Annotated in this window: 27 protein-coding genes; 11 read left to right on the forward strand and 16 right to left on the reverse strand. The window is 64.2% G+C overall.

Annotation, left to right across the window (positions count from 1 at the left end; genetic code table 11):
• Positions 1–8: 8 nt before the first annotated feature.
• On the reverse strand, positions 9–1184 hold the full coding sequence (locus AB3X95_RS21555; protein WP_368622489.1) for a pyridoxal phosphate-dependent aminotransferase: 1176 nt from the start codon (positions 1182–1184) through the stop codon (positions 9–11).
• Positions 1185–1349: 165 nt separating this feature from the next.
• Positions 1350–2834, reverse strand: coding sequence for an RNA polymerase factor sigma-54 (locus tag AB3X95_RS21560; RefSeq protein WP_176123741.1), 1485 nt, complete (start codon positions 2832–2834; stop codon positions 1350–1352).
• Between the two features lie 509 nt (positions 2835–3343).
• Between AB3X95_RS21560 and AB3X95_RS21565 the strand changes: the two genes are divergently transcribed.
• Positions 3344–3682, forward strand: coding sequence for a BON domain-containing protein (locus tag AB3X95_RS21565; RefSeq protein ID WP_176123740.1), 339 nt, complete (start codon positions 3344–3346; stop codon positions 3680–3682).
• Positions 3683–3774: 92 nt separating this feature from the next.
• On the opposite strand, the gene AB3X95_RS21570 is transcribed toward AB3X95_RS21565, so the two are convergent.
• A complete protein-coding gene (locus AB3X95_RS21570; protein ID WP_176123739.1) occupies positions 3775–4227 on the reverse strand; it encodes a PA2169 family four-helix-bundle protein in 453 nt (150 codons plus the stop codon).
• A gap of 220 nt (positions 4228–4447) precedes the next feature.
• Between AB3X95_RS21570 and AB3X95_RS21575 the strand changes: the two genes are divergently transcribed.
• Positions 4448–4687 (forward strand): hypothetical protein, encoded by a 240-nt coding sequence (locus AB3X95_RS21575; protein ID WP_368622490.1) that lies wholly within the window; start codon positions 4448–4450, stop codon positions 4685–4687.
• Positions 4688–4773: 86 nt separating this feature from the next.
• Here AB3X95_RS21575 and AB3X95_RS21580 read toward each other — a convergent pair whose 3' ends face one another.
• The 5 genes from AB3X95_RS21580 to AB3X95_RS21600 form a co-directional block, all read right to left on the reverse strand.
• Entirely contained in the window at positions 4774–5355 is a 582-nt protein-coding gene (locus AB3X95_RS21580) for a hypothetical protein (RefSeq protein WP_176383051.1), read from the reverse strand.
• 100 nt (positions 5356–5455) lie between these two features.
• The gene (locus AB3X95_RS21585) at positions 5456–5800 is read right to left on the reverse strand and encodes a DUF1488 domain-containing protein (RefSeq protein WP_176123736.1); all 345 of its coding nucleotides are present in this window, start codon (positions 5798–5800) and stop codon (positions 5456–5458) included.
• The gene (locus tag AB3X95_RS21590; protein WP_368622491.1) at positions 5797–6369 is read right to left on the reverse strand and encodes a DUF4142 domain-containing protein; all 573 of its coding nucleotides are present in this window, start codon (positions 6367–6369) and stop codon (positions 5797–5799) included. Before AB3X95_RS21590 ends, AB3X95_RS21585 begins: the two co-directional genes overlap by 4 nt.
• Positions 6370–6449: 80 nt before the next feature.
• Positions 6450–7001: a type 1 glutamine amidotransferase domain-containing protein gene (locus AB3X95_RS21595; RefSeq protein ID WP_013091830.1), complete on the reverse strand. Its 552-nt coding sequence runs from the start codon at positions 6999–7001 to the stop codon at positions 6450–6452.
• Positions 7002–7147: 146 nt separating this feature from the next.
• The gene (locus AB3X95_RS21600) at positions 7148–7492 is read right to left on the reverse strand and encodes a chemotaxis protein (protein ID WP_368622492.1); all 345 of its coding nucleotides are present in this window, start codon (positions 7490–7492) and stop codon (positions 7148–7150) included.
• A gap of 123 nt (positions 7493–7615) precedes the next feature.
• On the opposite strand from AB3X95_RS21600, the gene AB3X95_RS21605 reads away from it, so the two are divergent.
• Complete coding sequence (locus AB3X95_RS21605) at positions 7616–8896, forward strand: DNA topoisomerase IB (RefSeq protein WP_368622493.1); 1281 nt, start codon at positions 7616–7618, stop codon at positions 8894–8896.
• Between the two features lie 27 nt (positions 8897–8923).
• On the opposite strand, the gene AB3X95_RS21610 is transcribed toward AB3X95_RS21605, so the two are convergent.
• Positions 8924–9220 (reverse strand): hypothetical protein, encoded by a 297-nt coding sequence (locus AB3X95_RS21610; protein WP_176106067.1) that lies wholly within the window; start codon positions 9218–9220, stop codon positions 8924–8926.
• Positions 9221–9306: 86 nt separating this feature from the next.
• Positions 9307–9618: a hypothetical protein gene (locus AB3X95_RS21615; RefSeq protein WP_018438198.1), complete on the reverse strand. Its 312-nt coding sequence runs from the start codon at positions 9616–9618 to the stop codon at positions 9307–9309.
• A gap of 325 nt (positions 9619–9943) precedes the next feature.
• Here AB3X95_RS21615 and AB3X95_RS21620 point away from each other — a divergent pair, with 325 nt between their 5' ends.
• Both AB3X95_RS21620 and AB3X95_RS21625 read left to right on the forward strand, forming a co-directional pair.
• Positions 9944–10450: a PRC-barrel domain-containing protein gene (locus AB3X95_RS21620; protein ID WP_176106069.1), complete on the forward strand. Its 507-nt coding sequence runs from the start codon at positions 9944–9946 to the stop codon at positions 10448–10450.
• Positions 10451–10512: 62 nt separating this feature from the next.
• Complete coding sequence (locus AB3X95_RS21625) at positions 10513–10926, forward strand: DUF3175 domain-containing protein (RefSeq protein WP_368622494.1); 414 nt, start codon at positions 10513–10515, stop codon at positions 10924–10926.
• A gap of 24 nt (positions 10927–10950) precedes the next feature.
• Here AB3X95_RS21625 and AB3X95_RS21630 read toward each other — a convergent pair whose 3' ends face one another.
• Entirely contained in the window at positions 10951–12099 is a 1149-nt protein-coding gene (locus AB3X95_RS21630; protein ID WP_184227372.1) for a branched-chain amino acid ABC transporter substrate-binding protein, read from the reverse strand.
• Positions 12100–12134: 35 nt separating this feature from the next.
• Positions 12135–13367 carry an NAD(P)/FAD-dependent oxidoreductase gene (locus AB3X95_RS21635; protein ID WP_368622495.1) on the reverse strand — a complete coding sequence of 411 codons (1233 nt, stop codon included), beginning with the start codon at positions 13365–13367 and terminating at the stop codon, positions 12135–12137.
• Between the two features lie 344 nt (positions 13368–13711).
• On the opposite strand from AB3X95_RS21635, the gene AB3X95_RS21640 reads away from it, so the two are divergent.
• Both AB3X95_RS21640 and AB3X95_RS21645 read left to right on the forward strand, forming a co-directional pair.
• Positions 13712–15139, forward strand: a complete 1428-nt coding sequence (locus AB3X95_RS21640; RefSeq protein ID WP_176106073.1) for a PLP-dependent aminotransferase family protein — start codon at positions 13712–13714, stop codon at positions 15137–15139.
• A 72-nt stretch (positions 15140–15211) separates the two neighbouring features.
• Complete coding sequence (locus tag AB3X95_RS21645; RefSeq protein WP_176123728.1) at positions 15212–15784, forward strand: aromatic acid exporter family protein; 573 nt, start codon at positions 15212–15214, stop codon at positions 15782–15784.
• A 27-nt stretch (positions 15785–15811) separates the two neighbouring features.
• Here AB3X95_RS21645 and AB3X95_RS21650 read toward each other — a convergent pair whose 3' ends face one another.
• Positions 15812–16789: a cupin domain-containing protein gene (locus AB3X95_RS21650; protein WP_368622496.1), complete on the reverse strand. Its 978-nt coding sequence runs from the start codon at positions 16787–16789 to the stop codon at positions 15812–15814.
• 116 nt (positions 16790–16905) lie between these two features.
• Between AB3X95_RS21650 and AB3X95_RS21655 the strand changes: the two genes are divergently transcribed.
• A complete protein-coding gene (locus tag AB3X95_RS21655) occupies positions 16906–17247 on the forward strand; it encodes a carboxymuconolactone decarboxylase family protein (protein ID WP_176123726.1) in 342 nt (113 codons plus the stop codon).
• Positions 17248–17391: 144 nt separating this feature from the next.
• Here the strand turns inward: AB3X95_RS21655 and AB3X95_RS21660 are convergent, their stop codons facing one another.
• Positions 17392–18888, reverse strand: coding sequence for a carbohydrate porin (locus tag AB3X95_RS21660; protein ID WP_368622497.1), 1497 nt, complete (start codon positions 18886–18888; stop codon positions 17392–17394).
• 1007 nt (positions 18889–19895) lie between these two features.
• Here AB3X95_RS21660 and AB3X95_RS21665 point away from each other — a divergent pair.
• From AB3X95_RS21665 to AB3X95_RS21675, 3 genes are all read left to right on the forward strand, one after another.
• Positions 19896–20036 carry a hypothetical protein gene (locus AB3X95_RS21665; protein ID WP_176123724.1) on the forward strand — a complete coding sequence of 47 codons (141 nt, stop codon included), beginning with the start codon at positions 19896–19898 and terminating at the stop codon, positions 20034–20036.
• A gap of 214 nt (positions 20037–20250) precedes the next feature.
• Positions 20251–22008: an ABC transporter permease gene (locus AB3X95_RS21670; protein WP_368622498.1), complete on the forward strand. Its 1758-nt coding sequence runs from the start codon at positions 20251–20253 to the stop codon at positions 22006–22008.
• 4 nt (positions 22009–22012) lie between these two features.
• Positions 22013–23350 carry an AAA-associated domain-containing protein gene (locus AB3X95_RS21675; RefSeq protein WP_368622499.1) on the forward strand — a complete coding sequence of 446 codons (1338 nt, stop codon included), beginning with the start codon at positions 22013–22015 and terminating at the stop codon, positions 23348–23350.
• Between the two features lie 75 nt (positions 23351–23425).
• Here AB3X95_RS21675 and AB3X95_RS21680 read toward each other — a convergent pair whose 3' ends face one another.
• Complete coding sequence (locus AB3X95_RS21680) at positions 23426–24430, reverse strand: sterol desaturase family protein (protein ID WP_368622500.1); 1005 nt, start codon at positions 24428–24430, stop codon at positions 23426–23428.
• A 20-nt stretch (positions 24431–24450) separates the two neighbouring features.
• Positions 24451–25497: a YncE family protein gene (locus tag AB3X95_RS21685; RefSeq protein WP_368622501.1), complete on the reverse strand. Its 1047-nt coding sequence runs from the start codon at positions 25495–25497 to the stop codon at positions 24451–24453.
• Positions 25498–25501 lie beyond the last annotated feature (4 nt).

A 25501-nucleotide genomic window follows, 5' to 3' on the forward strand; every position in this document is an offset into this window, starting at 1 on the left:
GTGGCCTCTCAGCCGCGCACCCCTTCCACGAATCGCGCGATCCTGTCGCACGCCTCGATCAATCGATCCTCGCCCACCACCAGCCCCAACCTGACGAAGCCGTTCGCCGTTTCCCCGAACGCGCTCGCGTCGAGCACGGCCACGCCTTGCGCGCGAAACAGCTGCCACGTGAACTCGGTCGTATCGAGCCCGGTCCCGCTGACATCGACCATCACGAACATGCCGGCTTCGGGCAACAGGCATCGCAAGCCCGGCACGCGACACAAGCGCTCGAACACGACGTCGCGCCGCCGCCGGTAGATCTCGCGGATCTCGGCGACGAACTCGGCCCTGTTCTCCAATGCCGTCAATGCGGCCTGCTGGATGAAGCCCGGCAGGCCGTACAGCATTGCGAGCGCGAGCCGCGCCATGTGCTCGATCAGCGTCGCCGGCCCGATTGCCCAGCCGACGCGCCATCCCGCCATCGCGTGCGACTTCGACAAGCTGCCGATCGTGACCGTGCGCTCCGCCATGCCGGGCAGCGACGCAATGCTCACATGGTCGCGTTCGAACGTCAGTTCCGCATAGACCTCGTCGGACAGCACCCACAGGTCGTGTTCGCACGCAAGCCGCGCGATGCGCTCGAGATCCGCGCGCTGCATCACGACGCCGGTCGGATTGCACGGCGTCGCGAAGAAGATCGCCTTCGTGCGCGGCGTGATCGCCGCTGCGAGCGCGTCGCAATCGACGTGAAACGCGCGCGCCGGATCGACCGGCACCGCGACCAGCGTCGCGCCCGCCGCGCGCACGCAGGCCTCGTAGGTCAGATACATCGGCTCGGGAACGATCACTTCGTCGCCGGCTTCGAGCAGGCACAGCGACACCGCGAACACGCCGTTTTGCGCGCCGGCGGTCAGCACCACGTTGGCCGCGCTCACGTCACGGCCCGTGGTACGCGCGTGCTCGGCGGCGATCGCGGCGCGCAGCGGCTCGCGACCAGCCATCGCCGTATAGTGCGTATCGCCGGCGCGCAGCGCATCGATCGCGCGCTCGACGATCGGCGCCGGCGTCGAGAACTCGGGGTCTCCTACGCTCAGCACGATCACGTCTTCGCCCCTCGCTGCCGCCTGCTGCGCGACCCGATGAATTTCCCACGCCGACGTGCGACGCCCTTGCAGCCGCTCGACCAGATTCGAATACTTCATTGCGCTCACCCGTTCCATTCGACCCGCCAATGTAAAGGCACGCCGGCGAAACGTCCAGATACGAAAAAGGGTCATGCGAGCGGACAACCTCGCATGACCCTGTGCGCAATGTACTGCTGTTTGAACGACTGCTTTGCTTCAAACCCCCGTTAAAACTTCGGTGCGTCAAAGCTGCCGGCGCAGTTCCGCCGGCGGCACCTTCATCAGATGCCGGTATTTCGCCACCGTGCGCCGCGCGACCAGCACGCCCTGATCCGCGAGCATCTTCGCGAGCGTCACGTCCGACAGCGGATCGCGCGTGTTCTCCGCGGCGATCATCTCCTTGAGCAGCGCGCGCACCGCCGCGGCCGAGCAGGTGCCGCCGCTTTCGGTGCCGAGCTCGCGCGGGAAGAAATGCTTGAACTCGAAGATGCCGCGCGGCGTCGCCATATATTTGTTGCCCGTCGCCCGCGAGATCGTCGATTCGTGCAGACCCAGCTCGTCAGCGACGTCGCGCAACACCATCGGCTTCAGCGCGATCTCGCCGTACTGGAAGAAGGCCTTCTGATGCGCGACGATGCATTCGGCCACCCGCTGGATCGTGTCGAAGCGCTGCTGCGCGTTGCGGATCAGCCAGCGTGCTTCCTGCAGCTGCTGTGCGAGCGGCGAGCGGCTCGCGCCGGCCGACTGCGCGAACAGCTGCGCATACATGCGATGGATTCGCGCGCGCGGCTGCACTGCCGGATTGATCGACACGACCCACTTGTTGCGCGCCTGACGCACGATCACGTCGGGCACCACATAGTTATCCTCGGCGCGGCCGTAGCAATTGCCCGGCTTCGGATCGAGCTTGCGCACCAGCGCGCAGGCCACGCGCAGTTCCTCCGCGCTGCAGCCGATCTGCTTTTGCAACTCGGCCTGTTCGCGGCGCGCGAGACGTTCCAGATGATGCTCGGCGATCTGCCGCGCGACGTCGCGCCCCGGCGTATTGGCGGGCAGCGCATTGATCTGCAGCGCGAGGCATTCCGACAGCGAACGCGCGCCGAGCCCCGGACGATCGAGCGATTGCACGAGGCGCAACGCGACCAGCAGTTCTTCCTCGGTCAGCGTGGGCTCGAGATCGACGCTGTCAGCGAGGTCGGCGAGGGACTGCCGCATATACCCGTCTTCGTCGAGTGCCTCGATGATGAAACGGGCCACCGCGCGATCGCGGTCGTCGAGCCGGTATAGGCGCAACGCGTCGTGCAACTGCTCGCGCAGCGTGGGTTGCGAGCGAGCCCATTCGGCCGGGTCGCTGCCGTCTGCGTCGCCGTTCTGGCGCGCCGAACTGCGCGAACCGTAGTCGCCGGAAAAATCGGCGGGCATGTCGTCCTGGCCCGCGCTTTCGAGCGTATCGCTAGCGGAGTTTTCCGCCGGCAGTCCGTCCGGCTCGGCGGCGGCTAGCGTATCGGCGGCGGACACGTTGGCGTCTTCGCCATCAGCCGGCGTCGTGCCGGCGAGCGCGACGTCCTCTGCTTCGGATGAGTCGTATTCGAGGAACGGATTGGTATCGAGCGCCGTGCGCAATTCCTGCTGGAACTCGAGAGCCGACAATTGCAAGAGACGCACCGACTGCTGAAGACGAGGCGTCAGTGCAAGAGACTGCCTTGTGCGTAGTTCGATTGAAGGCATTGGAGTAGATCCCGTTCGTTGGTAGTCAAAGACTCAATGAGCCGAGTGCACTCTTCAACGCAACGTCCGTACCAGGTCGCGCAAGACGCTGTTTTGATTACGCTTTGTTTATTCAGACGGAGGAATTGACGGGACCGCCGGCGCCGGTTTTTACAAACGGCTGGCAATTTCCGGTCCCTTTTCTTCACACCTCGGGCGGCCTCGGGCACGGCCGCAGCGCAGCCCGATTCATCAGTCGAAAAACCCTGATGGATACGGCTTTCGCGAGCGGTGTCACCGGGATCGCAGCGGCCGGGCACGATGCATGCGGAGCAGCGTTGTGTGGACGGACGCCGCCCTTCGTAAACACGCCAGTCATGGTGGATGCGAGTACGGCGCCCGGTGTCGAGAAACGGGCCCCTGACGGTACCGTAGCGGCGACGACCCCACGTGTGTCATCAGCGGCTTGCGCCGCGATCGGCCACCGGCAACAAGACCGCCATTTTCATCACCACCTGAAGGAGAAAACCATGAAGACGATCCAGCTTCTGAAGACCGCAGGCAGTATCGCTGTCGTCGCGTTCGCGCTGAACGCGAACGCCCAGACCAGCGCTTCGGCTCCGCCCGCGGCGTCGGAAAGCGTCGGCCAGCATATCGACGACGGCACCATTACGACCAAGGTCAAGGCCGATCTGCTTGCCGCGAAGAACGTCAAATCGACGCATATCCACGTGAAGACCGTTAAGGGCGTCGTGTGGCTCACGGGTTCGGTGCCATCGGCCGAAGACAAGACCGCCGCCGAGGATGTAGTGCAGAACGTGAAGGGTGTCGAGAGCGTGAAGAACCATCTGAAGGTGGCCGCCGACTGATATCCGCATGATCGGTTCACGCCGATTCGACTGAGCGGAACGAAAAAGAGCCGGCTGCGGAGCCGGCTCTTTCTATTGCATCGATGCGTCGATCAACGCTTCATCGCCGCATACCGGTCGCGCAGATCGCGCACGCGATCATGATTCTGCAGTACGCCCTGGTATTGCCGCTCGACGATCGCACGCACATCGGCCGGCAAATCCTTTTCGAGCGCATCGTGATAGCGCTTCTTCGCGACGTCCTCGCCCTTTTCGCACTCGGCGAGAATCGCATAGTCGCTGCGATCCGAAACCGCCGATCTGACGTCGACCCAGCCGCGATGCAGCGCACCGGTCATGCTGCCGCCGGTTTCCGGCTTGCCGCCCAGGGTCTGAACGACATCCTGCAACTCACGCGCGCCGCGCGAGCACTCGTCTGCTGTCGAGCGAAACAGCATCTTCAGCTCTTCGTCGTGCGCATCCTCAGCTGCCTTCATAAAGCCCTTTTCGCCATCCTTCGACGTTTCGACCAGGTCATTCAATACGGAAACAACGTTGGTAGCCATTCAATACCTCCAAGGGTTTCGTTCATCGCGGAATCCGCCGCGCGGAGCTTTTTATGTGCGTCGCGATGAATCGGTTCGACGCGCGGCGGGCTGCATTGGATAGCTCGCATCACGCGTGCCCGGCATACACGCCTGGCGCCGCGTTTCGATCTTCGCTGGAGTGGCACAGCGGTTGCTAATCCAATCGATTCGGCAATCTATAACGACAGGGGGAATCACGATGAAAAAATCCGGCAGCATCAAATTTCTGGCGGCGGTCGCAATCGTCAGTTCGGCTACCGTGATGCAGATTCGCGCGCACATCGCGTCGCCGGACGCGGCGGCGCGTCAGCCGCATGCAACGATATCGAACGGCCGCTCGCATGACGGCATCACGGCGGCCTCATGCTGGCCGACGAATAGCGAAAGGCAGCTCGAACGATTTCAGCCGCCGCACGACACGCGGCAACCGTGGGCGTAGCGCGACGTAGAAAGCGCGCGATAAACCGAAAACGGCCCGATCATCGTCATCGGGCCGTTTTCCGTTGGCATACCGCATCCCTTACATCACTCGCGTTTCTCCGCGAATTCCTTGATCGGTTCGGGCGTCTTCAGCGGATCGAAATCGGCCCAGTGTCCCTGCTGCCAGCGGCCGGTCGCCTTCTCGATCGACACGCCGCCCGCTTCACGCAGCACGCGTGCGGCATCGAGCTGATTGTCGGGCGACACATGCACGGCGACGAGCACGCCCGATTTGCGGGCCTCCTCGTGATACGGCACGCGATAGTCCGATTTGCCATGCTCCTTGGTGCGCAACATCGCGCCGATCAGCGAGCCGACATACGCGCCGACGCCCGCCGCGATCGGCGACACCAGCAGCGGTGCGGAAAACGCCGCGAAAATCGCCACGCCGATCACCGCGCCGATAACCGCACCGATCGTCACGCCCATGCCTACGCCTTTAGGCGCCTCTCGCGCGCCGGGGTCGGTATCCGTGTCGCCGCCGATCGGGAAACGTGCGTGCTGGCCGCGCGGATTGACGAAAAACAGCGTGACGTCCTCTTCGACGAAACCCGCCTCGAAAAGCTTTTGCGCCGCGCCTTCCGCGGCCGGAAACGTCGTGAAGCGTGCTGCGACGATGAGTGACATTACGCCTCCTTTATCGTTGACTAGCGTTCACGGACCATACCGTCGCCGGGGTGGCGCGCGTCACGAGCAGCGCGCCCAGTCAGTGCAACACGCGGCAGCCCTACGCCGCGGTGCCGCGATCCGGTTCCATGCCTTCCACTCTGAACAGTCCGCTATGCAACACCACGCCTTCTCCGTTGTTCTGGTCGAGCGCTTCCGCGCAGACCGAGCGGATGCGCTGACGGCCTCTGTCGAAGGCGCCCATCAACGCAGGTTCGAGCGCGGATTCCGCGCCGAAATGATCTTCCAGAGCCTCGGCGGTGATCGAGCAGACCACCGGCTCGCCATCGACGCGCGCAAGAAACCGCACGGTCAGATTGGCGCCGTCGAAGACCGGGTCGTCGTCGGGGAAAGTGATCTGCATCAGAGAGTCCTCATAGGCAGGCCGTGGCAGGATCGCGTTCATGACGAGCCCTTCAATTTGCCGGCCAGTTGCTGCGCCATCTCGAGGTGATGCTTGATGGTTGGCAGCGCTTGTATGGCCGCGGCCTTCAGTTGCGCGTCGGTGCCGCTTTCGCTTTGCTGTTGGAACAGATCCACCGCACGCTGATGCGCTTCCACGCCGACCTGCTCGACGTAGGCCGCATCGAATTCGGAGCCCTTCAACGTCTGCAGTTTGCCGACCAGCGCGGAATCCGCGGACGGCGTCGGCTTGAAGCCCTTCTTCGCGACCAGCGCGGCCATCGCATGCGACAGCTTCGTGTGGTCCGCGATCATCTGTTGCGCGAACTTCTTGACCTGCGGATCGTTCGAGTTCTTCAGCGCGATCTTGCTGGCGGCGATTTCGGTGGCGTCCGACTTCGACGCTTCGAGCACGAACTGCTGATCCGCGGGCGACAGCGTCGTTTTTCCGGCCGGCGCGGCACTCGCGGGCGCATCGCTCGCCTGCGCGCTGGCCGTGCCGATCGTTGCCGCGCTCGCGCCCAACGCAGCCAGCGCGGCGGTCAACACTTGTAGGGAATACCGGAATTTCATGCACTTTCTCCCTGTCGAATCGCCGATGCGCAGTGTCGAATCACAATGCGCCGGCGTCGAAGCCAGCGCGCCGCCTTCGATCAAGCCGCCTTGCGCTTCGTCAGTTGCCCGATCAGCGTCTTGTTGAACGCGGGCAGGTCGGCGGGTTTGCGGCTCGAAATCAGATTGCCGTCCTCGACCACTTCCTGATCGACCCACGTGCCGCCCGCGTTACGAATATCGTCCTGCAGGCTAGGCCAGCTCGTCACCGTGCGCCCCTTGATGATCCCCGCCGATACCGGCAGCCACGTGCCGTGGCAGATCACCGCGATCGGCTTCTTCGCGTTGTCGACCGCTTTGACGAAAGCCTGCGCCTGCGGCAGCAGTCGCAACGCATCGCCGTTCACGACGCCGCCTGGCAACACCAGCGCGTCGTAGTCTTCGGGACGGGCCTTGTCGAACGTCGCATCGACATCGACGGTGTCGCCCTTGTCGACGTGCTTGAAGCCCTGGATCTTGCCCGGCTTCGCCGAAATCACGTGGACCGTCGCGCCCGCCTCGGTGAGCGCGCGTTTCGGCTCCACGAGTTCCGCCTGCTCGAAGCCGTCTACGGCGAGTACCGCTACCTTGTAGCCATTCAGTGCATCAGTCATGCGTCCTCTCCTTCGAGTGGCGCCGCGCTCGCTTGCTCGTTATGCAGGTGCATAGCGCGGCGCCTTCACTAAAACGTTGTCCCGCAAGACACGTGCCCGCTTGCGCCGGTCAGCGCGAGCCGCTTCGTGCGCGAAACGCAACCTGGTCAGACATCGGTTTCCTCTTCACCGGATCGCTCCGCGCCCGGAGGCACTCGCGGATCGACGACGTGGTCGGTGTCGATATCGCGATCCGCTTCCAACGTCGAATCGCCGTCGGCCGACGCGCGCTCGCCCGTACCCGAGCGATCGGTATCGCTGCCGAGTTCCGCGTCGCCGGTTTCGAGCGCGTGATTGTCGAGCTCCGTATCGACGTCGAAATCGTGACGCTTCGCGCCCGCCACGTCGCTGCCGCTATCGGACGAGTCGCTGGGACCCAGCGCGCCCGTCGTGTCGGAGGTTTGCTTGACAGTCCGCTGCGGCTCTTCATCGGGATTGAGTGTGCTGGTCATGAAAGCCCCCTTTCCAGTTGGTCACATCGACTTTTTCCGCAAGGACCGTTCCGCTCAAGCGCCCTGGTTCAGTGTGAATGGCATTCCCCTTGCTACAGCCGCTTGAAACTTCTACTTGCGACCATGACTACCGCGACTCATTCCACGACCGCATCACGCAACCCGGCGAGCGCGACCGACAACACCGCACCGCAGCCGATGCCGCCGGGCCTGCGCCACGCCGACGACACGAAACCCGGCTACACGCGCAAGCGCGAGCGGGACGGCTTCATCTATTTCGACCTGAACGGCAGGCGCATCGTCGATGAGAACGAGATCCAGCGCATCAACTCGCTCGCGATTCCCCCCGCCTATGAAAACGTGTGGATCTGCCCCGATCCGCGAGGTCATCTTCAAGCGACCGGCCGCGACGCGCGCGGCCGTAAGCAGTACCGCTATCACCCGCGCTGGCGCGAAACGCGCGACGCCGACAAGTACGAACGGATGGCCGAGTTCGGCCGCGCATTGCCGAAAATCCGCGCGCGTGTCGCGCGTGACCTGAAGCTGACCGGCATGCCGCTCGACAAGGTCGTCGCGGCCATCGTGCAGTTGCTCGACACGACGCTGATTCGCGTCGGCAGCGCCGAATATGCGCGCGACAATCAGTCATTCGGATTAACGACGTTGCGCAAGCGGCACGTGAAGATAAAGGCCGGTCAATTGCGCTTCCAGTTTCGCGGTAAGAGCGGCATCGAGCACGACGTGACCGTGGACAATCCAGCCGTCAAGCGCATCGTGCGACGTTGCGCGGAGCTGCCCGGCCACGACCTGTTCCAGTATCTCGACGAAGACGGCACGCGCCACGGCGTCGGCTCGACCGATATCAATGACTACCTGCGCCGCGTGAGCGGCGCCGACTTCACCGCGAAGGACTACCGCACATGGGCCGGCAGCGTATACGCACTGGCGGCATTGCGCCGTTTGATGTGCAGCAGCGCAGCCGAAGCGCGCGGTCATATCGTCGCAACCGTGAAAGAGGTGGCGAGCCTGCTGCGCAATACGCCCGCTGTCTGCCGGCGCTGTTATATCCACCCGGCGATCATCAGCGCGTTCGAGGCCGACGAATTGCGGAGCCTCGCGCCAGGTCAAGCGCGCCGCGGACTCAAGGTGGATGAAGTGGCCTTCGCGGTGCTGCTGGCGCAGGCGGAAAAACGCGCGGCGAAACTCGCGCGCGCGACCAGTGGGAAAGGACGCAAGACGCGGGAGTCGCCGGCCGACGACACCATCAACGGTTCGCTGACGAGTCTGCTGAAAAAATCGCGCGTGGTGCGCAAGAAATCCCCCGCCGCGAAACACGAAAGCGCCGCGGCCCAAATGCACACTGGGCTGGAACTTCCATCTGAATCGAAACCGGCGGCCCAGTGACGGGCTCGGCGATGAATCGGCGAAGGCTCAAACGTCTTCCTCGAATGCCGCCATCACGAGCCAGACATCGCGCTCGCCGTCCCGTATCTCCGCCGCCAGCGCATACTCGTCGCCAGGCGAACAAACGCTCGCGAGCGTGTTATGCGCGACTTCGCCGTTGTCGAACACGCGCTCCGACAACGGCCGCACTTCCTGCTTGCCTTCGAACATCGGCTGTTGCCGACGATACACGAGCGTCTCGGATTTCCAGTTGCTGAAGCACTCGCGAACGTGCGCGAAGTCCCCCCCGCAGATGTTCGCCTGATAGTGAATGTTCCTGGTCACGATATTCTCCCCCCGATGCGAAGCGGCATCGTCCGTGCGTCACGACGAACGCAACGGTGCATCGCCGCCCGCGCATCGGTCCAGCGTTACTGTCCCTTTGTATCGCTGCTGGCATCGGCGCCGGGCGTGTTCGTCGTGTCGTTCATTGGCTTCGTTGCCTTCGACTTCTTGTGATGGTGTTTCATCGACGAAGTCGAGCCCCCGGTGCTGCCCATCGCATTCGGTGCGGGCTCGTTGCCCGCCGTCGGCGCGGCGGTCGCCGCGCCATGCGCATTGCCGCCGCCGGCGCCGCTATTGCCGTTGCCGCCGCCCGTCTGCGCGAACGCGGCGCCCGACGCGACGGCGCCCGACGCGGCCACACATGCCGCGACCAGCCATGCCTTCGGATACTTGCTCATCTGGCTTCTCTCCATGAAGTAAAAAGGACGGTTGTGATCCCTCAGTTCCTGCCGCCATCGCTGAAAGTCGAGCAAGGCCTATGCCGCGCGATGCATGCGTCGCATGCGCGCATCGCGCTTCGCCGGGCAGCGCTTGCGTCGGCATGGACGCAATAATTGCAAACGTGCTCGCATCCTTTACGCGCGCGGCGCCTCGTCGGGAGAATGCGGCGCCGGCTGGTATCGAGAAACTGCCGAGTAACGGCGGAGCAACTGCGCCGCACGGCTCGATGGAACGGCCGTTGCTAAATGTCTCGGTACATTCACCCCATCAAAGGAGCCCATCATGGTGATGCAGACCCAGACGCAAGGCGCGAACATCGTCGGCAAAGGCGCCGCGACCGCGGAAGGCCCAGGCCCGGACGTAATGGCTGCGGCTACGCTCGACGGCAACAAGGTCATCAGCAGCGACGGCGAGCACATCGGCAAGATCAAGGACATCATGCTCGACGTGCGGTCGGGCCGCATCGCGTATGCAGTGCTGTCGAGCGGCGGTTTTCTCGGCATCGGCGACAAGCTGCTCGCGATTCCGTGGAGTGCGCTGACGCTCGATACGCAGGAAAAATGCTTTGTATTGAACATGGTGGCCGAGCGCGTGAAGAACGCACCGGGATTCGATAAGGATCACTGGCCATCGATGGCGGATCAGACGTGGGCCACCACCGTGCATCAGTACTACGGCAGCGAACCGTACTGGGGCGGCGACGTCTATACGAACCGCAACGACGTGGGCGTCGGTGAAATTCCCCCGGGTTCGTCGGATGCACCCGAGGCCGGCGGCGTGAAGCTCTGATCGCCGAACCGACCATTTCCGATGCGTGGCCAGTCCGGCATTGCGCTTCAGGAGCAAACACAATGGCGACCCGAAAGGCCAGCAGCAGATCGAAACGCCCTGTGTCGCGTGGCAAGTCGGGACGGCCACCGCGCCAGCGCCATGCGCAGGCGCAGGCCGCGCATCGCGCCAAAACCGCGAAGTCGAGCGGCGCATCCGGCGCGAAGAAATGGTCGCATCACGTGATGGAAACGAGCGACGCGATGGACATCCAGAAGAATATTTTCAAAACCGGCAGCGCGGAGTCCATCGCGCAATCGTTGAAGCACTCGTCGACGGTGAGCCGACGACGCAAAGGCACGCCGTTTCAATCGGCGATGTCGATGCTCAATTTCTACATCAATCGGGCGGGCCGAAACCTGCCGAAGGAGCGGCGCGATACGTTGCAACAGGCCAAGCGCAAGCTGCGCGAAGCGTTTGGACGCGAGCCGCGGTGAGCTGCCGGGATCGCGGCGGCACTCTCACACCCCACCGCCGCCCACGGTCCGCTGACTCTTCCACTGCCCCTGCTGCACCTCGAACAGCGTATAAGGCGGCTTGATCAGATCCCCATGCGGATCGAACGCGATTTTCCCCGTCACGCCCGTTATGCTCACTTTCGGGAAAGCCGCGACGATCTTCGCGCGATCGAGCGAGTCCGCGCTCTGAATTGCCTGAATCATCGCGAGCGCGGCATCGTAGGCGAACGGCGCATACAGCTCGACATCCTGATTGAAGCGCGCCTTGTAGCGCTTGCCGAACTCCTGCGCGGACGGCAGCTTGTCGAGCGCGGGACCGGGCTCGAGATCGCGCGTCCCCTCGCCCGCGTTGCCCGCAATCTGCAGGAACGCGTTGCTCTTCAGCGCCCCCGCGCCAAACAGTTGCGCCGGCATGCCGAGCGAGCGCATCTGTTTGACCAGCATCGCGCCCTGCTCGTCGAGTCCGCCGAAGAAGATCAGGTCGACGTTTTTCTGCTTCAACGAAGTCAGGATCGCGCGCAGATCGACCGCCTTGTCGTTCGTGAATTCGCGATCGACGACATTGCCGTTCGCCTGCTTTGCGCCCTTCTCGAACGCATCGGCGAGGCCCTGGCCGAACGCGGTGCGATCGTCGATGATGCCGATGCGCTTCGCCTTCAACTGCTGCACCGCGAACTCGCCCGCGATCACACCGCCCACGCCGTCGTGCCCCATCGTGCGAAACACGTTCGCGAAACCCTGCGCCGTGAGCGCCGGATTCGTCGATCCCGGCGTAATCATCGCGACGTTCGCCGTGTGATAGACGGCCGAGGCCGGAATGCTGCAGCCCGAGTTGTAATGGCCGATCACGCCGACCACGCCGTCGTCGACGAGCTTCTGCGCGACCTGGATCGCGATGCGCGGATCGGCCTGATCGTCCTGCACGTCGAGCACATATTTGACGGGTTTGCCGCCGATCATCGGATGCTTCGCGTTCGCTTCATCCACCGCGAGCTGCGCGCCGTTCTGCAGGTCCTTGCCGACCCGCGCGACCGGTCCGGTCAGCGGTCCGACGAAGCCGATCTTGACGATTTGCGGCTCGGCGCCGTACGACGGCGCATGCGCGCACAACATCCCAAGGGCGAGTGCGACAACCAGGTTTCTGCGTTTCATGATGTCCGTCCTCTTCCGTGCAGCAGTTGCGGTGATTAAAAACGACGCGGGCTATAAGGCTCGAGATCGACCGGCGGCACGCGCCCCGCCACCAGATCGGCGACGACGCTGCCCGTCACGCCGCCCAGCGTGACGCCCAGATGCTGATGACCGAATGCGTAGACGACGCGCGGCGACGCGCTCGACGCTCCGACGACCGGCAGGCCGTCGGGCAGGCTCGGCCGGAAACCGAGCCAGTCGCTATCCGATTGAGGCAATTGCGGCAGCGCGAGCCGCGCGGAGCGCGTGATCAGATCGAGCAGCGCGGCATTGCGCTGCGGTCCATAGCCGCCCAGTTCGACGGTGCCCGCGGCGCGGATGCCGCCGTCCATCGGCACCATGTAGAAGCCGCGCTCGGCCCAGCCGCACGGCCGTGAAATCAGCGACGACGTGCCGGGGAAGCGCACGTGATAGCCGCGCTCGGTATCGAGAGGTACGCGGTCGCCGCATTGGCGTGCGAAGCGGCCGGAAAATGCGCCGGCACAGACGACCGCCTGCGCGGCATCATATGCGCGACCCGCGTCGTCGACGATGCGCACGCTGTTGGCGCCCGGCACGAGCGTGCGAACCGCGACGCGCTCATGCCTGAGGCCGCGAGCGAGCAGCGCCGCGTGCAACGCCTGCAAGAAGCCGCGCGGGTCGCCGAGGAACCAGCTGTCGTTGAACAACGTGCCGTGCGCAAAGATCGGCGCGAGATTCGGTTCGAGTGCGGCAATGCCGGCGCGGTCGAAGTTTTCGAAGCGCACGCCGAGCGAGCGGCGCAACGCGAGCGACGGCTGGGCCGCGTCGAACGACGCCGCATTCGAATACAGGTACAGGCATTCGCGCGGCCGCACGAAGCGCGACAGGTTATCGCTTTCGAGCATCTCGCGGTAACCGTCGAACGCGCGCGACAGCAGGCTTGCGAGCGCTCGAGCGCTGTGCTCGTAGCGCCGCGGCATCGACGCGCATAGAAAGCGCACAAGCCAAGGCGCGAGTTGCGGCAGATAGCGCCAGCGAATCCGCAGCGGACTCGTCGGCGAAAACAGGAAACGCGGCAGATTGCGGAACACCGCCGGGTTGTTCACCGGAATGCAGCCATAGTTGGCGAACGTGCCCGCATTGCCGTATGACGTGGCCTCGCCCGGACCGAGCGCGTCGAACAGCGTGACGTGGTGACCGTCGCGCATCAGCCAGTAGGCGCTCGACAGGCCGATGAAGCCCGCGCCCAGCACGGCGACTTCGCTCATCGCGTGCGCCGCCCGGCCGCACTGGCCGCCCGACCCGAATTTCCGCCCGATGCATCGACCGGCAGGAGCGTGCTCTGCTGCTCTGTCACGACCGTCCCTCCTGTACCACAGTTGCGCGTCGTCTTTCGACGCAACGCCACACAAATCATGCTTTAATACTCACACAAAGTTTTTTTGTGTGCAATTAATTTGGCTTTGTGTGGACTTAGGTACTTTCCCCGAGCGAAATGGGCTGGCATCGTGCAGTGCGATGTACTTCCAGTTGCCGATCCGACGACGAACGGGTTTAGTATTGGCAGGGTCCTGCACGCTCGAACGGGTTTTTGCATGGAGATTCACGCTGGATGAAAAGCGCAATTGACCACACAAACGGTGAGGACGTGCTCCAGACAAAGGGCCGTCAGCCGACTTATCTCGAAGTGTCGCGCAGCCTCGAGGAACAAGTCCGCAGCGGCCTCTACCCGCCGGGCAGCCGTCTGCCGCCGCAGCGCGAGCTCGCGTTGGAGCTGGGCCTGAATGTCTCCACCGTGTCGCGCGCGTACAAGGAGTTGCAGGCGCGTGGGCTGATCGTCGCGAGCAAGCGGCGCGGCTCGATCGTCACCGGCGGCGCCATGCCTGCCGTGCATGCCCGCAGCGACAGCACATCGGCAAGCGGCCACGCCGACGCGAACGCCGTGCTGGACCTGACCGTGAACCGGCCCGCCACCGGTGAATTCCTCACGCAGCTCGCGCGGACGATGGCCCAGATCGCGCACGATCCCCGCTATCCGCAGACCCAGGAATATCAGCCGCCGCAGGGCCCCGAATGGGCGCGGGCCGCGGGCGCGCAATGGCTCGCCGCGCCCGGCTTCACGCCCAGCGCCGACAGCGTGGTCGTGACGAGCGGCGCGCAGCATGGCCTGTATGCGGTGCTGAGCAGCCTGATGGGGCATGAAGGCGTGATTCTGTCGGATCAGCTGACCTACTATGGCCTGAAAGCCCTCGCGCCGGTGTTTCAGTTCGAACTGGTCGGCATTCCGAGCGACGACGAAGGGCTGCTGCCCGACCGTCTCGAAGACGCGTGCCGGCATCGGCGCGTAAAGGCGATCTTCACGGTGCCGAATCTGCAGAACCCGACCGTGGTGACGATGAGCCTCGCGCGTCGCGCGGCGCTCGCCGAGATCGCGCGCCGGCATCACATCGTGATCATCGAGGACGACGTGTACGGTCCGCTGCTGCAAGCGCGCTTGCCGACGATCGCGAGTCTGTGCCCGGAGCTGACCTTCCACATCACGTCGACCTCGAAGATCCTCGCACCGGGCCTGCGCATCGGCTATCTGCACACGCCGCCGCATGGCGCGGCGCTGGCCGCGGAAGCGGTGCGCACGACCGCGTGGATGCCCGCGCCGCTGTCGACGCTGATCGCCACGCGCTGGATCGAGGACGGCACCGCGCAGACGATCCTCGACGCGCAACGCGCCGAGTTGCGCGCTCGCCAGGAGATCGCGCGCGAACTACTGCCCGCCGAGCATCTGAAGAGCGATCCCGCATGCATGTTCGTGTGGTTGCGCGTGCCGCCGCCGTGGCGCTCGGACGATTTCGCGGCCAACGCGCTCGCGCGCGGCGTCAACACGATGCCGGCCTCCGCGTTCGCGGTGGATCGCTCGACGGTCGAACACGGCGTGCGCATCAATCTCGCTTGCGCCGAGTCGCGCGAGCAGCTGACGCGCGGCCTGCAAATTCTCGCGCACACGCTGCGCGACCGGCCGCGCGCGCTGTTCGGCACGATCTAGACAGCGGTGGAAGCGTCGGGTGGAGCCGCTAGAATATGGCACGACCCTGCCCCTGCGAGCCGCCTTCATCCGATGACTCCGTCCGACGATTCAAGCCCCTCCTCGCGCACGCCCGCCGCCGATGCGCTGTTCGCTTTCCTGAAGACGCTGCCGCTCGGCGACCGCTTGATCGAGGGCGGCTTCATGGCCCTGCAGGCGGTGGCGGGCGCGAGTCTCGCGTTCGGCATCGGCCGCGCGCTGCACACCGAGCAGGCGTTCTGGGCCGCGATCACCGCGATCGCGGTGAGCCAGCACAGCTATATCGACACTCGCAAGCTGTCGCGCGACCAGTTCATCGGCGCGATGGTCGGCGGCATTTGCGGGCTGATCGGCACGCTCGCGGGCGGCGGCCATTTTGCCGCGTACGCGGCGACCGTCGCGGCCGCGATCTTGATCTGCTGGGTCGTCAACGTCGGCAGCGCGGCGCGCCTTGGCGGCATCACGGCGACGATCATGCTGCTGGCGCCAGGCATCGGCCCCGCGTGGGACAAGGCTTTTCTGCGGCTTGCCGAAGTGACGCTCGGGACGGTCTGCGCGCTCGTGGTCGCGCGGCTGATGGCGTCGCTCGAAAGACGTGCGTTCAGCAAGGGCGAAACGCCCAAATAGAATCACGCGCGCGCGTCGATTCTTTAGTCAGTCATCCGGAGCATCGTCCGTTTGCGTGCGACGCCGGTAACGTCCCGGCGTCACACCGACGCTTTGCGCAAACGCCTTGCCGAACGCCGCCTCCGACTGATAGCCGACCGCCTCGCCGATGTCCGCCGCGCTGCGTTGCGTGCGCAACAGCAGGTCGCTGGCGATCGCCATGCGGATCTGCGTCAGAAAATCCATCACGGTCATGCCCGCGCGCTCGTTGAAACGGCGCGCGTAGGTCGCGCGCGACATCGCCGCGCGCTCGCCGAGTTCGGAGATCGTCCACGCGCGTTCGGGTGCGTCGAGCATCGCTTGCACCGATGCGCCGAGTCGTGCGTCCGTCAGCAACGCGAGCATGCCGGCGCTGTCCGCATTGCGCTCGCCGTGCACGCGCAGTGCCATTGCGAACAGCGCGTGGCTCAAGGCCGTCACGATGGTGAGCGCGCCAGGCTGACGCCGCGCCGCTTCACCGCGCATCAAAGTGATCAGCGTTTGCAATGCATCGAGCGTCTGCGCGTCCCCGAGCGACACGTGCAGCGGATCGGGCAGCGCATCGAGCAGCAACGCCGACGAACCGGGCGCATAGACGAAGCGGCCGCACAGCAGATCGACGCCTTCATGAGTCGCGGTGTGGTTGGGCGTCTGCGCGGATGTGGCGGCTTCCTCACCGTCGTTGCGCCGCACCGGCAGCATGCCGTCGTGCCCGAGCGTCAGCGGCAGGCCGCCCGCCGAGCGCTTCACGTCGCGCACGCGATGCGCGGCGCCACGCGGAAACAGCATGAAATCGCCGGCCTTCAATTCGAGCTGCTCGCCGGCGGCGGTCTCGATCACGCAACTGCCGTCGAGCACCAGATGAAACGGCGCGACGCCCCTCTCCAGCGGCGTGTGATCGATATCGAATGCGCCTGATAGCAGGCAGCGAAGGTCGAGACTCGCTTGCGGCCGGGCAAGGTCGATCAGGCGACTGAGCGTGTCCATGAGACGAGCGCGCTAAAAGTTGAGTCGAATGAGTATTCAGGATATCGCGGCGCGGCGCAATACTGTTTCCACGACGCCGGCAACCGCTGGCGCGCAACGGACCAAGGAGCACTGCCATGTTGAACTGGATCGATTACCGCAAGGAACTGTTCGGCCGAATCGGCGAAATGTCGAAGCTCGCGCCGGACAGCGTGAAGGCGTATCAGGCGATGTCGAATGCCGGTCAGAAGACCGATCTGCTCGGCGCGAAAACGCGCGAGCTGATTGCGCTCGCGGTCGCGGTGAGCCTGCGCTGTGACGGCTGTATCACGGTCCATACGGCCGAGGCGCTGAAGCACGGCGCGACCCGCGAGGAAATCGCCGAAGCGCTCGGCGTCGCGATGGCGGTCAACGCGGGCGCGACGCTGGTGTACTCGGCGCGCACGCTGGACGCGGTCGCCGCGCATGCGCAGGGGTAAGCGAGTCGATGATGAGCCGGGGCGCTCGCCAAGTCGGCGTGCGTCGTAACGCGCCGCATCGACCGATCATGTTCGGCGATGCGGCGCGCGGCCTTTGTTGAAGCGATTGATGAAGCGCGTATCAGCCTGCCGCGCGACCTTTCCTCAAAACTGGATCGTCGTGCGCAAGCCGAGAACCGCTTCGTTCCTGATGCGCTGGGACGAATCGTCCGGGTCCGGAATCCCGCCGCCCGGCCGCCAGAAGTACTGGAAGTCCGCTTGCAGCATCCACCACGGCGCGACCTGGTATTGATAAGTGGCTTCGAGCACCGTCTCCGCGCTGCGTGACGGATAGCCCGGCGTGTACAGCGCCTGCGCGCTCGCCAGATTCTGTGCGTGAGAACCGATCTTTGCATAGCCGAGCGCAAGCCCGACCACGTCGTTGTCGCGCCCCTTGAACGGCGCCTTGAGCGTGACGCCCGCGTTGACGCCGAGATCGACCAGATTGCGATCGCCCGGCGCACCCATGATGCGGGCGAACACGCCGACCGACTGCGGACTGTCGGGGCCTGCGCGCCACACCATCTGGTCGGCAACCGCGTAGAAGCTGTAGTTGCCGCGATGACTCGTCGGCACACCGTTGCTCGCCGGATTTGCCAGCGACAGGCCGCCGGTGTCGAAACCCTGATCCGCGAAGTGATTGCTGTTGTACCAGAAGCCGAGCTTGTAGGTGCCCGGCAGGCCAGCCTGCCTCGGATCGGAAGAATTCGCCGACGGCTGGTTGATCGCGTACTGCAGTTCGCCGATCACCAGCGCGCCGTTGCCGAGATTGAAGTTCGTGCCGCTCGCGTTGAGCTTTTGCGGATCGCCGACGCCTGGCGCCGGGTTGCCGTCGAATACGCCGCCCAGCACGGTGACGCCGTTCGCGAACGATGCGCGCGCCCTCACGCCGAGCGACGACAGCGGATAGGCCGGCCCGCCCGCGGGCAGATCGACGGCCGGCAGCACCGGCCAGCCAAACGTTGCGTTCATGAAGGTGGCCGCGTACTGGCTGACCATGAACTCCTGATCGAGACTTTGCTGGCCGATCTTCACATCGACGTTGCCGAGCGACTGCTGATACCACAGTTCCCACAGACGGGTCGCGGCGTCGGCTTCGATGCCGCTCGCAGTTTGCAGTGTTTGCAGATTTCTGGCGGTCAGGCTCGTGCCGTGAATCTGCAGACCGGAGACGTTGAAGGTGCCGCCCGGCAATCCGAAGGCCTTTTCCGTATCGACGACGAGCCCGAACCCGGTCAAGCCTTGGTAAGCACCGCCGCGATTCGTGCCGCCCGACAGGTTGCCCATGTATTCGCTGGTCTCCTGCAGATTGAACGTCACGCCGTAGTTGCCGAGCCAGGGACGCAGGCCGCCCATTTCGCCGAACAGGTTCGAGCGCTCCCACAATCCGGTCGGCGCTGCGACGGTCTGATCGGCGGGCGCCGCATTGTCCGTGGCGCCGGGAACCGGTGCGGCCGGTGCAATCGATGGCGCCGCTTGCGCCGGGGTGGTGTCGCCGGGTGTCTGCGCGAACGCGCAAGGGCCGAGGCCGAGGGAAAGGACCGCAGTCACGGCGATCGAACCGCCGGAGCCCAGTAGTCTGCGCTTGTCGATATTTTTCATCGGTTGTTGGGGACTGAAGTGTTATAGGCGGATCGCTCCGTCGTTATTCGCACATGCGCATGGACGTGTGCGAAAGATCCGGCAAACAGCAAGCGCAAATGCGAAAGCGCAATCGCCTCTGCAAGCAGGCTCGCAAACGACGGTCAAAAAAGAGCAGGCGTGCTACAGAAAACCGACGGCAAGGCCGGTTGGAATCGAAGCGCGCTAACCCGACTTCAGCGAGTCAGCGGCGAAGGAGTGAACCTGCGGCGACTATCTCGCGGTGGTGCTGCCGGTGCTGGCCGGCATCGGACTTCCACTTTCTGGACACGGGTCCATGGACGACTCCTTCGATACGTTGGGGCGGATTGTATTGACATGCTCCGCAAAAGCGCAAGTAAAAATCGCACAAAGACGACCGCGGGTTCTTGGGGGCTCACGCAATGATTCTCAAACTCGTCGTGCATGCCTTCGTCGAAGAATGTTGGCTCTGCTTACAGAAGCTAGTTGACTCCGGGTTTTTACCGCGTCTAGAATTCGCCCGTCTTCTCAAATGAGGCTGATGCCTTGGACACCTGCAGTAGTCAATCTTCGAACAGTTTCACTGCCTGACCGGCAGAACGTCCGCGCCCCTTCCCCGCGCCGCCGTTCCGCCAGCAGGCAGAACGGTGCGCGCCGCAGCAAAGCTCCTTCGTGCACCTCGATCATTAGCGCCATGTGGACGCGGGCTTCGCTCGTCCGTACTGGCACGCCCTCGCAAGCCTTCGGGTTTGCGGCCGGCGCTCGCCCATACCCGCGCCTCCTCGCGAGCTCGGGCGAATCCGGTAGAACCACGCTGCGCGTCTGCGCGCAGTTCAACCGACGAGGAGCCGACATGCCCGACAGTGACAGTTGTTGTTTATGCCCCTTTCCTTCAGCCTTACAGAAGGAAAGCAGCTAGCACCCTGACGCCGCGCCAAGCGTGCGACGTTGGACCGTCTGCCCGCTTTCCGCTTGCCGCGTCAACACACGACGCGCGGAGAAACGTCATGAATTTCGCTCTGCTTTTGCCGCATCTGCCTTATCGCAACGAGTCGCGCGCTCACTACGAGTCGCTTCTATCGCTCGATCCGGTCCACTCGAATCGGCTCGCCACGCTGTGGCGCCGCATCGGCTCGCTTTTCTCCTAAGTTCTGCCAAGCTCCTGTCACGAATCGACGCCATCATCGAAAGATTGTGGTGTTGCCTCGTCGTGACCGTTGCTTGCTGAATAAGCCCTTTCATCAACTTGCAATTCGTCATGTTCCAACTCAACGATCCGTCGCGAATCGATGCGCAGGCCACCGCCCTGTACGGCGCAACGACTTCGCTGCTCACCAATACTCACGGCCCCGGAGGTGACTGATGGAGTTCGGTTTCAATCTGAACCGCACCGCCAACGCATCCGCGCGCCGGCTGCTTCCAAACGGATGGGACTTCGTTGCCTTTCCGCTGATCATCTGCCTGATCGCGATGGCGTCGATCGGCTTTCACGAGACGCTCGCGCCGATGTCGACGCTAAAGACCCAGGCGATCTCGCTCGATCCGGCCAACCTGCCCGAGTACGCGATGCGCACCACGCTGCGCATGCTCGCGGCGATGGTCGCCTCGCTGATCTTCACGCTGGTCTACGGCACGCTGGCCGCCAGGAGCCGCCGCGCCGGCCTCGTGCTGGTGCCGATTCTCGACATCCTGCAGTCGGTGCCGGTGCTCGGCTACATCTCGTTTACGGTCACGTTCTTCCTCGCGATGTTCCCGGGCCGCGTGCTCGGCGCCGAGCTCGCCGCGATCTTCGCGATCTTCACGAGCCAGGCGTGGAACATGACGTTCAGCTTCTACCAGTCGCTGCGCACGGTGCCGCGCGACCTCGATGAGGTGTCGCGCGGCTTTCACCTGACGTCGTGGCAGCGCTTCTGGAAGCTCGAAGTGCCGTTCTCGATGCCGGGACTGATCTGGAACATGATGATGTCGATGTCGGGCGGCTGGTTCTTCGTCGTGGCTTCCGAAGCGATCACGGTCGGCAACAACACGATTACGCTGCCGGGCATCGGCGCCTACCTCGCGCAGGCGATCAGCGACAAGAATCTGCACGCGATCGGCTGGGTCATCCTCGCGATGACGGTCGTGATCCTCGCCTACGACCAGTTGCTGTTCCGTCCGCTCGTCGCGTGGGCCGACAAGTTCCGCATGGAGACCACGAGTTCGGGCAACGCACCGCAGTCCTGGCTGCTCGACATGATGCGGCGCACACGTCTGATTCATCAGTTGCTGACGCCGGCGGGCGTGATGCTCGCGAGCACCGCGCGCATCCCTTTGCGTGTGCCTTTCGCGAACATCCGGCGTGCCAGCCGAGCGCGCAGCGACACGTCGACACGCGTCGGGGACATCGTGTGGGGCGTGCTCGTATTCGTGCTGACGGTCTATGTGATCAATCGCGTCGTGGCCTATGTGCATACCGGCGTGACGCTCGACGAGGTCGGTCACGTGTTCCTGCTCGGGCTCATCACGTTGCTGCGCGTCGCCGTGCTGATCGCGATCTCGTCGCTGATCTGGGTGCCGATCGGCGTGCTGATCGGCCTGCGTCCGGCGCTCGCGGAAAAGGTCCAGCCGCTCGCGCAATTTCTCGCCGCGTTTCCCGCGAATCTGCTGTTCCCGGTGTTCGTGATCGTGATCGTGCGCTTTCATCTGAATCCGGATATCTGGCTGTCGCCGCTGATCGTGCTCGGCACGCAGTGGTACATCCTGTTCAACGTGATCGCGGGCGCGACCGCCTATCCGAACGACTACCGCGAGGCGGCCACCAACTTCCGCATCCGCGGCTGGCAATGGTGGCGCCAGGTGATGCTGCCGGGCGTGTTCCCTTACTACGTGACCGGCGCGATCACCGCGTCGGGCGGTGCGTGGAACGCGAGCATCGTGTCCGAGTTCGTCCAGTGGGGCGATACCAAGGTCGCCGCGCATGGCCTCGGCGCCTATATCGCCGAGACGACCGCCGCCGGCGACTTTCCGAAGATCATCCTTGGCGTCGCCGTGATGGCGCTATTCGTCACGCTGTTCAACCGCGCGCTGTGGCGTCCCCTGTATGCCTTCGCCGAATCAAGGCTCCGACTCGACCAGGAGTAAACCCATGCAAAACGTCATTCAAGCCATCCCCGCCGACCTGCTCCAGTCGTCGCCGCGCCTGGGCGGGCAGGTGCTGAACATCGAGCACGTGAGCCGCGGCTTTCATAAAAATCAGAGCGAGCTGCTGGTGCTCGACGACGTGAATCTGACGCTGCGCGAGGGCGAGATCGTCGGACTGCTCGGCCGCTCGGGCTCGGGCAAGTCGACGCTGCTGCGCATCATCGCCGGTTTGATCCGGCCGACGAGCGGCAACGTGACCTACCTGGGCAAGCCGCTCGACGGTCCAGCCGAGGGCGTCGCGATGGTGTTCCAGACCTTCGCGTTGTTTCCGTGGCTGACGGTGCTGCAGAACGTCGAAGCGGGGCTGGAGGCGCTCGGCGTCGGCATCGAGGAGCGGCGCACGCGCGCGCTCGCGGCGATCGATCTGATCGGTCTCGACGGCTTCGAAAACGCGTATCCGCGCGAGCTGTCGGGCGGCATGCGGCAGCGTGTCGGCTTCGCACGCGCGCTCGTCGTCGATCCGACCATCCTGCTGATGGACGAACCGTTCTCCGCGCTCGACGTGCTGACCGCCGAAACGCTGCGTACCGACCTGCTCGACCTGTGGAACCAGGACCGCATGCCGATCAAGTCGGTTCTTATAGTCACGCACAACATCGAGGAAGCCGTGTTCATGTGCGATCGCATTCTCGTACTGTCGTCGAACCCCGGGCGCGTGGTGGCCGAGACCGTGGTGCCGTTCGCTCATCCGCGCAACCGGCTCGACCCGGATTTTCGCGCGCTCGTCGACGAAATCTACGCGAAGATGACCGCGCGCCCCACTGGAGCCGCGGCCAAACGCGAACTCGAACCCGGCAGCTGGCTGCCGAACGTGTCGACGAACCTGATGGCTGGTCTGATCGAAACGCTTGCGACAGCGCCCTATAACGGCCGCGCCGACATGCCCGAGATTGCGCGCACGCTGCAGTTGGAAGTCGACGACCTGTTCCCGATCGCGGAGATGCTGCAGTACCTCGGCTTTGCCGAAGTCAGCGAGGGCGATGTGTTCCTCACGCCGCCCGCGCATCGATTCGCCGAGGGCGGCACGCAAGAGCGCAAGATCATGTTCGCCGATCATCTGTTGCAGTGTGTGCCGCTCGCCGCGCGAATCAGGAAGGTGCTCAACGAACGGCCCGGACATCGCGCGCCGCGCGTGCGCTTCGAGCAGGAGCTCGAGGACCTGCTGTCCGACAGCGCGGCGCAGGAAACCCTCGATGCGGTGATCGACTGGGGCCGTTACGCGGAAATCTTCTCGTACAACGACAAGACGGAAACCTTCAGTCTCGCGGATGTCGAGACCTGAGCGGGGCCGAAACGAAAAGGCCGCGGAGAACCTGACGGAGGTGCTCCGCGGCCATTTTCCAATTCGCACCGACCTTCACGGATTGATCTCGCCCGCACCGGGCCGGCCGCGCAGGCGCCCGGCGATGCGGCCGAACGCGTACCACTGCTGAGCGATCAGTCCATCCCCATACGAGCGCGCGGCACCATGCGGCGCGGGCAGCTGATCGCGGATGCCGGTCGGCTCGACGGCGCGCTCCCACGACGCGGTGCCGAACAGCATGTCCCACCACGGGAACAGCACGCCGAAGTTGCAGCCGTAGCGGGTGCCTTCGTGGCCATAGCCAATCGCATGATGACGCCGATGAAATGCCGGGCTCACGATCAGGCGTTCGAGCAGCCATCCATACGGGAGGCGCGCATTCACGTGCTGCACACTCTGCATGAAATTGCCGAGCGCGACGAGCACGACGAATTGGTTTGGCTGCACGCCGATGAACAGCGCAATGGCCGCAAAAAACGCCGCCTGCAAGATGTCGTCCAAAAAGTGATTGCGGTCGTCGGCCCACAGCGACATCTGCCGCTGGCTGTGATGAACCGCATGCAATTCCCACCACACGCCGAACCGATGTTGCCAGCGGTGATACCAGTAGCCGGCGAAATCGAGCACGATCAGGTAGATCAGAAACGACACGAGCGGCTGATCGGTGATGCCCGGCCACAAATCATCGACCTCGATGTTGGGCACGTCGTGGATCGCCATCAGGCTCTGCCAATGATTGAAGAACGGCTGCAGCAGAAAGAAGAATGCAAGATTGATGATGCCGAGCTTGGCGATCCACGTGTAGACCACGTCCGCGCGCAGCGCCCTGCGGTCCGACCATGTCTCCACCGGGCGCAGCGCTTCGAGCGGGCGCAACAGCAGATACGACACGACTATCTGCAACGCGCCGACGATCACCCAGTAGAGCGCGTCGTAAGTGTCTTCGTCATAGCCCATCAGATTGAAGCGGTAGAAGATCGGCTGGACCACGTCGACGTACAGCAGCGTCTGCAGGGCTGAGATGCCGTTGTCGAGTTGAGCGGCGAGTTCGTGAATCATGTAAAGCCTTTCGGGTTGCCTCAGTCGGGATTGGGCGCGTAGACCGGCGCGCGGTTGGCGAAATAAAGACCGTGCGGCGAGCGCCCCACCGCGATCGTATCCACCAGCCGATGCGTGCTCAGGTCGATGACGCCGACGTGCCTCGCGAAGCGGAACGTGACCCATAGATAGCGCCGGTCCGCCGATAGTTCCATGTCGTCAGGGCCCGGCATCAAACCGGTGATGTCGGCCACTTTGGTCAGCGCGTTGTAGTCGAGGATGCTGATCGTGTTCTCCACGCGATTCGACACGGCGATGTGCTGGCCATCGTCGAGATTGCGGAAGTTGTGCGCGCCGCGGCCCGTGCGGATCTTCTTCACGAGTTGGCGGTTCTTCCAGTCGACCACCGCGACATTGTCTTCGCCCGTCATGCCGACGAGCAGATAACGATCGCCCGGGGTCATCCAGAGTCCGGCCGGCGTCTTGCCCACATGCAGCTTCCACGACACTGACTGTGTCGGCAGATCGATCGCCGCGACCTCGCCCGTGTCCTGAAGCGTGACGAACACGGTGCGGTTATCGGCTGCAAAGGTCAGGTGGCTCGGGGTCTTCGCGAGCGCAATCCGCTTCGCGAGCGTCACGCTCTCGCCATCGTAGTGATAGATATCGATGCGATCGAGCCTCAGGCCCGCTGTAACGAACCACTTGTGGTCGGGCGAAAAGCCGAGCTGGTACGGGTCTTCGATGCCCTCGACACGGCGTTGCACCCGACCGCTGTGCGGGTCGACGAACATCAGGTCGTTCGAAAACGCATCCGCGACGATCAGCGAACGACCATCGGGCGTGATCATCAGATGATGCGGTTCCTTGCCGGTCGGCTCGGTGCCGATCACCTTGTGCGTGACGGGATCGATCAACGTAAGCTGCGCTTCGCCCGAGTCGAGCACGATCACGTTGTCGGCGGCGTGGGCGAGATGAGGCAATGTCAGCGAACAGCAAGCCAACGCCACGAAAGCGCCGGTTTTTGTAATCGAAGCGAATGCGAATGTCACGAACCGGATAGGACTCTGAAATACAACGCTGGGCATCGGT

This window comes from Paraburkholderia sp. BR13444, assembly GCF_040948755.1.
Classification (GTDB): domain Bacteria; phylum Pseudomonadota; class Gammaproteobacteria; order Burkholderiales; family Burkholderiaceae; genus Paraburkholderia; species Paraburkholderia youngii.

Bases quoted from the DNA above. Each gene is read 5' to 3' on its own strand.
- AB3X95_RS21605 (WP_368622493.1), top strand. From the start codon at position 7,616: ATGACTACCGCGACTCATTCCACGACCGCATCACGCAACCCGGCGAGC.
- AB3X95_RS21585 (WP_176123736.1), bottom strand. From the start codon at position 5,800: ATGAACGCGATCCTGCCACGGCCTGCCTATGAGGACTCTCTGATGCAG.
- AB3X95_RS21680 (WP_368622500.1), bottom strand. From the start codon at position 24,430: ATGATTCACGAACTCGCCGCTCAACTCGACAACGGCATCTCAGCCCTG.
- AB3X95_RS21590 (WP_368622491.1), bottom strand. From the start codon at position 6,369: ATGAAATTCCGGTATTCCCTACAAGTGTTGACCGCCGCGCTGGCTGCG.
- AB3X95_RS21635 (WP_368622495.1), bottom strand. From the start codon at position 13,367: ATGAGCGAAGTCGCCGTGCTGGGCGCGGGCTTCATCGGCCTGTCGAGC.
- AB3X95_RS21625 (WP_368622494.1), top strand. From the start codon at position 10,513: ATGGCGACCCGAAAGGCCAGCAGCAGATCGAAACGCCCTGTGTCGCGT.
- AB3X95_RS21685 (WP_368622501.1), bottom strand. From the start codon at position 25,497: ATGCCCAGCGTTGTATTTCAGAGTCCTATCCGGTTCGTGACATTCGCA.
- AB3X95_RS21665 (WP_176123724.1), top strand. From the start codon at position 19,896: ATGAATTTCGCTCTGCTTTTGCCGCATCTGCCTTATCGCAACGAGTCG.
- AB3X95_RS21615 (WP_018438198.1), bottom strand. From the start codon at position 9,618: ATGAGCAAGTATCCGAAGGCATGGCTGGTCGCGGCATGTGTGGCCGCG.
- AB3X95_RS21600 (WP_368622492.1), bottom strand. From the start codon at position 7,492: ATGACCAGCACACTCAATCCCGATGAAGAGCCGCAGCGGACTGTCAAG.
- AB3X95_RS21565 (WP_176123740.1), top strand. From the start codon at position 3,344: ATGAAGACGATCCAGCTTCTGAAGACCGCAGGCAGTATCGCTGTCGTC.
- AB3X95_RS21555 (WP_368622489.1), bottom strand. From the start codon at position 1,184: ATGAAGTATTCGAATCTGGTCGAGCGGCTGCAAGGGCGTCGCACGTCG.
- AB3X95_RS21650 (WP_368622496.1), bottom strand. From the start codon at position 16,789: ATGGACACGCTCAGTCGCCTGATCGACCTTGCCCGGCCGCAAGCGAGT.
- AB3X95_RS21595 (WP_013091830.1), bottom strand. From the start codon at position 7,001: ATGACTGATGCACTGAATGGCTACAAGGTAGCGGTACTCGCCGTAGAC.
- AB3X95_RS21580 (WP_176383051.1), bottom strand. From the start codon at position 5,355: ATGTCACTCATCGTCGCAGCACGCTTCACGACGTTTCCGGCCGCGGAA.
- AB3X95_RS21655 (WP_176123726.1), top strand. From the start codon at position 16,906: ATGTTGAACTGGATCGATTACCGCAAGGAACTGTTCGGCCGAATCGGC.
- AB3X95_RS21620 (WP_176106069.1), top strand. From the start codon at position 9,944: ATGGTGATGCAGACCCAGACGCAAGGCGCGAACATCGTCGGCAAAGGC.
- AB3X95_RS21575 (WP_368622490.1), top strand. From the start codon at position 4,448: ATGAAAAAATCCGGCAGCATCAAATTTCTGGCGGCGGTCGCAATCGTC.
- AB3X95_RS21660 (WP_368622497.1), bottom strand. From the start codon at position 18,888: ATGAAAAATATCGACAAGCGCAGACTACTGGGCTCCGGCGGTTCGATC.
- AB3X95_RS21675 (WP_368622499.1), top strand. From the start codon at position 22,013: ATGCAAAACGTCATTCAAGCCATCCCCGCCGACCTGCTCCAGTCGTCG.
- AB3X95_RS21645 (WP_176123728.1), top strand. From the start codon at position 15,212: ATGACTCCGTCCGACGATTCAAGCCCCTCCTCGCGCACGCCCGCCGCC.
- AB3X95_RS21640 (WP_176106073.1), top strand. From the start codon at position 13,712: ATGAAAAGCGCAATTGACCACACAAACGGTGAGGACGTGCTCCAGACA.
- AB3X95_RS21560 (WP_176123741.1), bottom strand. From the start codon at position 2,834: ATGCCTTCAATCGAACTACGCACAAGGCAGTCTCTTGCACTGACGCCT.
- AB3X95_RS21570 (WP_176123739.1), bottom strand. From the start codon at position 4,227: ATGGCTACCAACGTTGTTTCCGTATTGAATGACCTGGTCGAAACGTCG.
- AB3X95_RS21670 (WP_368622498.1), top strand. From the start codon at position 20,251: ATGGAGTTCGGTTTCAATCTGAACCGCACCGCCAACGCATCCGCGCGC.
- AB3X95_RS21630 (WP_184227372.1), bottom strand. From the start codon at position 12,099: ATGAAACGCAGAAACCTGGTTGTCGCACTCGCCCTTGGGATGTTGTGC.